Genomic DNA, 5,018 nt, shown 5'->3' with positions numbered 1-5,018 from the left:
CCCCCCCCCCCCCCCCCCCCCCCCCCCCCCCCCCCCCCCCCCCCCCCCCCCCCCCCCCCCCCCCCCCCCCCCCCCCCCCCCCCCCCCCCCCCCCTTCACCCCCCCCCCCCCCCACCCGAGATTCGGTCACGGGTCTCGTGGGCTCGGAGATGTGTATAAGAGACAGAGGCCGAGGCGCCCGCCAAGTCCGCTGCCGCTCCGGCGCCCGCGCCGGCCGCCGCTGCCAGTTCCGGCGGCGTGCAGGAAGCGCGCGTGCCCGATATCGGCAGCAGCGATGTGCCGGTCATCGAAATCCTGGTGAAGGTGGGCGACACCGTTGCCAAGGATCAGGGCCTGATCACGCTGGAATCGGACAAGGCCACCATGGAAGTGCCGGCCCCGTTCGCCGGCGTGGTCAAGGAAATCAAGGTCAAGCTCGGCGATGAGTTGTCCGAAGGCAGCGTGATCGCCCTGATCGAAGCGGCGGGTGGCGCCCCGGCCGCGGCCCCGGCCCCGCAGGCCGCTCCGGCCAAGGTCGAAGCCCCCAAGGTCGAAGAAAAGCCCGCCCCGCAGGGCGGCCGCAGCGTGCTGCCTGGCAACGCGCCGGAAGGCGACGTGGCCCCCACTGCGCGCGCGCCGTTCGACTCGCGCATCGTCATGCCGGGCGATGCCCCCTATGCCAGCCCGGCCATTCGCGCCTTCGCGCGCGAGCTGGGCGTGGATATTCGCCAGGTGAAGGGCAGCGGCCGTAGCGGTCGCATCCAGCGCGAGGACGTGACCAGCTACGTGAAGCACGCCTTGGCCTCCGGCGCGCGCCCCAGTGGTGCCCCCGTGGCGGCTGGCGGTGGCCTCAACCTGCTGCCGTGGCCCAAGGTCGACTTCAGCAAGTTCGGCGAGATCGAAGAGAAGCCGCTGTCGCGCATCCAGAAGATCTCCGGCGCCAACCTGGCGCGCAACTGGGCAATGATCCCCCACGTCACCCAGCACGAAGATGCCGACATCACCGAGCTGGAAGCCTTCCGCAAGAAGCTCGGCGAAGAGAACAAGGACCTCAAGGTCACCCCGCTGGTGTTCCAGATCAAGGCGGTGGTGGCGGCGCTGAAGAAATTCCCGCAGTTCAACGCCTCGCTGGATGAAACCGGCGAAAAGCTGATCCTCAAGAAGTACTTCCACATCGGCATCGCGGTGGATACGCCCGATGGCCTGGTGGTGCCGGTGATCCGCGATTGCGACAAGAAGGGCCTGCTGCATCTGGCCGCCGAACTGGGCGAGATCTCCAAGAAGGCACGCGACAAGAAGCTCGGCCCCAACGACATGTCCGGCGGCTGCTTCTCCATCTCCTCGCTGGGTGGCATCGGCGGCACGGCGTTCACGCCCATCGTCAACGCGCCGGAAGTGGCCATCCTTGGCGTGTCCAAGGCCGCCATGAAGCCGGTGTGGAACGGCAAGGAATTTGCGCCGCGCCTGGTGCTGCCGCTGTCGCTTTCCTACGACCATCGCGTGATCGACGGCGCGCTGGCCGCTCGCTTCGCTTCCTTCCTCGCGCAGCAACTGGGCGACATCCGCCGCCTGCTGCTCTGACGCCTCGCCGACAACTCCCTCTCCCCCAACGGGGAGAGGGCTGGGGTGAGAGGCAGGCCCAGCGCCGCCCTCACTGCGTAGCGAAAAGAAATTCAAGGATTCCCCCATGGCAAGCACCATCGAAATCAAGGTCCCCGACATCGGCGGTCACGACAACGTGCCGGTGATCGAGGTGCTGGTGAAGGTTGGCGACACGGTCGCCAAGGAACAGAGCCTGGTTACGCTCGAATCGGACAAGGCGACCATGGAGATTCCCTCCAGCGCCGCCGGCGTGATCAAGGAACTCAAGGTCAAGGTGGGTGACGAAGTGTCCGAAGGCGCGGTGATCGCCGTGCTGGAAGCCACCGATGGCGCTGCCAAGGTTGAAACGCCCAAGGCCGCGGCACCTGCGCCGGCTGCCGCGCCGGCTCCCGCCGCCGCGCCTGCCCCTAAGGCCGCTGGTGCTTCGGGCCGCACGCCCGATATCGAATGCAAGCTGGTCGTGCTCGGCTCCGGCCCCGGCGGCTATACCGCAGCCTTCCGCGCCGCCGATCTGGACGTGGACACCGTGCTGGTCGAGCGTTATGCCTCGCTCGGCGGCGTCTGCCTCAACGTAGGCTGCATTCCCTCCAAGGCCCTGCTGCATGCAGCCGCCGTGATCGACGAAGCCGAGGCCATGGCCGCGCATGGCGTCAGCTTCGGTGCGCCCAAGATCGACATCGACAAGCTGCGCGACTTCAAGGGCAAGGTGGTCGGCAAGCTCACCGGTGGCCTGGCTGGCATGGCCAAGCAGCGCAAGGTGCGCACCGTGCAGGGCGTAGGCACCTTTGTGTCGCCGAACGAAATGGAAGTCCAGACGGCCGATGGCACCAAGCTCATCCGCTTCGAATACGCCATCATTGCCGCCGGTTCGCAGGCCGTGCGCCTGCCCGCCTTCCCATGGGACGACGAGCGCATCATGGATTCCACCGGCGCGCTCGAACTCCAGGACGTGCCGAAGAAGCTCCTGGTGGTCGGCGGCGGCATCATCGGCCTGGAAATGGCCACCGTGTACTCGGCCCTGGGCAGTGAAGTGACCGTGGTCGAGTTCATGGACCAGATCATCCCGGGCGCGGACACCGACCTCATCAAGCCGCTGGCGCAGCGCCTGGGCAAAAAGCTCAAGGGCGTGCACCTCAAGACCAAGGTGGTGAACGCCAAGGCCACCAAGAAGGGCATCGAGGTCAGCTACGAAGGCGAGAGCATTCCCGAAACCTCGCTGTTCGACCGCGTGCTGGTCGCCGTGGGCCGCTCGCCCAACGGCAACAAGATCGGCGCGGACAAAGCCGGCGTGGCGGTGACCGATCGCGGCTTTATCCATGTCGACACGCAGATGCGCACCAATGTGAAGCACATCTTCGCCATCGGCGACCTGGTGGGCCAGCCCATGCTCGCGCACAAGGCCACGCACGAAGCTCGCGTGGCGGCGGAAGTAGTGTCCGGCATGAAGAGCCACTTCGACGCACGCGTGATCCCGTCGGTGGCTTATACCGACCCGGAGATCGCCTGGGTCGGCGTGACCGAGCGCGAGGCCAAGGAAAAGGGTCTCAAGATCGGCGTGGGCAAGTTCCCGTGGGCGGCCAGCGGTCGCGCCATCGGCATCGATCGCACCGAAGGCTTCACCAAGCTGATCTTCGACGAGGAAAGCCACCGCGTGGTTGGCGGCGGTATCGTCGGTCCACACGCGGGCGATCTCATCTCCGAGGTTGCGCTGGCGATCGAGATGGGCGCGGAAGCGGCCGATATCGGCCTCACCATCCACCCGCATCCGACCCTCAGCGAGTCGGTCGGCATGGCAGCCGAAGCCTACGAAGGCACCATCACCGATCTGTACATGCCGAAAAAGAAAAAGTAATCGGCATTGCGGTGAGCAAAGAGAAAGCCCGGGGAAACCCGGGCTTTTTCTTTGCTCAATCGGTTAACACGTTCGCCCATGAGTCTGATGGTCTCCGCCAGTGATTCCGGAATAATCTATTGCGGCGGAATATTCATTGTTTGGCATTTGAGCGAGTCTCAACTTTAAGGTTATTCAGAAAACGATGAATCCATGCTACCTGCTCATTGAGATTGGATCTGTTCTTTATTTCTGACGTTACGATTGCCGCAAATGCTGGCGCTCCTGTTTGAAGGCTTTGTATTGCGGCAACGTAACAATTGCCACCCCGGTTATCTTCGGTTCGACAGAGTGTCCTGGGGGCTTCGTGTACGCCAAAGGAGCCGACGTTGACTGCTGTTGTTTCATAATGCCAAGGAGGGGTGCCCCCTTCGTACACTAAAGACGCATCATCGTGCTCGTCATAATTAGCCCTTTTGCTATCCGGTAAAGAACCGTAGCGCAAAAAATAAAAACCTTCGATCGAAGCATAAAATTCGTTCGCGGTAAAACAGGCGGTGAGCTTGTAAGGGCTTGCATACTCCACGCAGGTGAACTTAATTTGCTTGTTGCCGCTAAGTGAATCGTCGATGCTCCATTTTTCCTTGAATTTTGGAGCGACCACCTTCACGCCATTACCAATATCAATATCCACTCCGGTGGCTGCGCACGGTGGCGTAACGATCAGTGTGGCGATCAGGGCCAAGCGGATGGTCATTTGGATGCCTCATTTAATAGAATCAGTGCAATTCGAGCTGAATTCTTGGTTCGCTCCGCGAGCGCATTCGGTTGGCCTGTCCTCGAATCAATGCCATTGATGGCGGCAGATACGTCCCTCACTGTTGACTGCGACATTTCGCTGTCACTTATCAATCTATTTATTGGCCTGGATTTCTGTGGATTTCCGCCAGTCGCCCAGAACCAGCCGCCAGAATCTATACAGTTATAAGCATCGGTGCTTATCTGCTGAGGGTTTTCGATGATCGGCCTGCGAAGCGAATTTCTTGTCCACCAGTAGTTGTCAAACGAATTCGATCTCAACCAGCCTCGATAGATCCAGTAACTTGCATAGTTCGCTCGACCTGTGAGTTGCTTGAATCCTCGGCCGCGATATTTGATGCCATCTCCGGAGTCACTGTTGCCCAATATGCCATCTAGGTATTCAAAGTACTTGTCCTGACTATTTTTGTAGAACCCATTTTCTTCCGATTCCAGGCTCTGAGAAAAATGCGTTCGCGAGGCCTCCATCATGCGTGCAAACATGAAGGATTCCACCGCACCTTGGCCGAGGAAATGACTCATTCGCGCCGGGGCGTTAATCGAGTACTCGCGCATGACTTGATTTAGCGGAATGCGGTAGCGTTCTCTCAGTGCATCAGGGTCGGGTGTTTCGCGCGACGAATAGAGTTTGTTGGGATAGATGCGCGCTAGCTCGTCTTTGCTCAACCACCCACACTTCCTAAACACCTCCACGAACACTGCGGGATGGAAGTGGTAGTGGGTCTTGTCCAGCGTGAGCCCGTCGGCCTGGGCGTCTTCCCAGAAACTGAGGGCGGCGTGGTGGCGT

General features: G+C 61.7%; 2 protein-coding genes and 2 pseudogenes. 2 read left to right on the top strand and 2 right to left on the bottom strand.

Annotation, left to right across the window (positions count from 1 at the left end; all coding sequences use genetic code 11):
* Positions 1-168: 168 nt before the first annotated feature.
* Positions 169-1,560 (top strand): annotated as a pseudogene (gene aceF, locus JHD67_RS20950) (dihydrolipoyllysine-residue acetyltransferase); the annotation flags it as partial.
* Between the two features lie 106 nt (positions 1,561-1,666).
* Positions 1,667-3,433 carry a dihydrolipoyl dehydrogenase gene (gene lpdA / locus JHD67_RS20945; protein WP_199101083.1) on the top strand — a complete coding sequence of 589 codons (1,767 nt, stop codon included), beginning with the start codon at positions 1,667-1,669 and terminating at the stop codon, positions 3,431-3,433.
* A gap of 133 nt (positions 3,434-3,566) precedes the next feature.
* Here the strand turns inward: lpdA and JHD67_RS20940 are convergent, their stop codons facing one another.
* Entirely contained in the window at positions 3,567-4,169 is a 603-nt protein-coding gene (locus JHD67_RS20940; RefSeq protein WP_199101082.1) for a hypothetical protein, read from the bottom strand.
* Positions 4,166-5,018, bottom strand: a pseudogene (locus JHD67_RS20935) (hypothetical protein); the annotation flags it as partial. The pseudogene JHD67_RS20935 and the gene JHD67_RS20940, both read right to left, overlap by 4 nt.

The organism is Dyella sp. ASV21 (assembly GCF_016428975.1).
Lineage (GTDB): Bacteria > Pseudomonadota > Gammaproteobacteria > Xanthomonadales > Rhodanobacteraceae > Dyella.
Note: the sequence above shows the minus strand (reverse complement) of the source record. Positions and strands in the feature narration are given on the sequence as shown.